Source organism: Protofrankia sp. Cr2 (genome assembly GCF_963555885.1).
Classification (GTDB): domain Bacteria; phylum Actinomycetota; class Actinomycetes; order Frankiales; family Frankiaceae; genus Protofrankia.
Genome location: NZ_CAUVXG010000061.1, coordinates 1 through 652 on the forward strand (window position 1 = coordinate 1; position 652 = coordinate 652).

The window sequence follows — 652 nt, forward strand, 5'->3', positions numbered from 1 at the left end:
ACCCCACCCAGCCCGATGACCAACACCGACTCGCCCGCTCCGACCACGGCGCTGTTGAGCACCGCACCGACCCCGGTAAGCACCGCACACCCCAGGACGGCCGCCTCCACCAGGGAGATATCGGCGGGCAACGGCAGGACAGCGTTCTCCGCCACGATCGTCTCCTCGGCGAACGCGGCCACCCCGAGCCCGGCGTACAGCGGGGTCCCGTCGGGCAGCGCCGCATACGGCTTCGCGCCACCATCGGCGGCGTGTTCGCATAGGTAAGGCTCACGGTGCCGGCAGAACCAGCACGTCCTGCAGGCGGGAGCCCAGTTCAGCAGCACCGGATCAGCAACGGCGACCCGGGTGACGCCCGATCCCACCGCCACGACCGTGCCGGCTCCCTCGTGCCCGAGCACAGCAGGTACCGGCTGGTGCAGCATCCCGTTCGCCAGTGAGAGGTCCGAGTGGCACACGCCCGCCGCGGCGAGCCGCACCCGGACCTGCCCAGGACCCGGGTCGGGCAGGACGATCTCGGATAACTCCAGGTCAGCTCCGGCCTGTGTGAGCACGGCAGCCCGCACCGTCGACGTCATATGCACCTCCACAGGAAGGAAGACTGTCATGCCTGCCCGCGGCCCGATGTCCCGGTCAACGGGTCGATGTCCGC

1 protein-coding gene is annotated in these 652 nt (G+C 70.2%); it reads right to left on the reverse strand.

Features of this window, described 5'->3' with window-relative positions:
- The coding region (locus U9978_RS20420; RefSeq protein ID WP_322762751.1) for an alcohol dehydrogenase catalytic domain-containing protein at positions 1-578 on the reverse strand (578 nt) is incomplete at its 3' end.
- Positions 579-652: the final 74 nt, after the last annotated feature.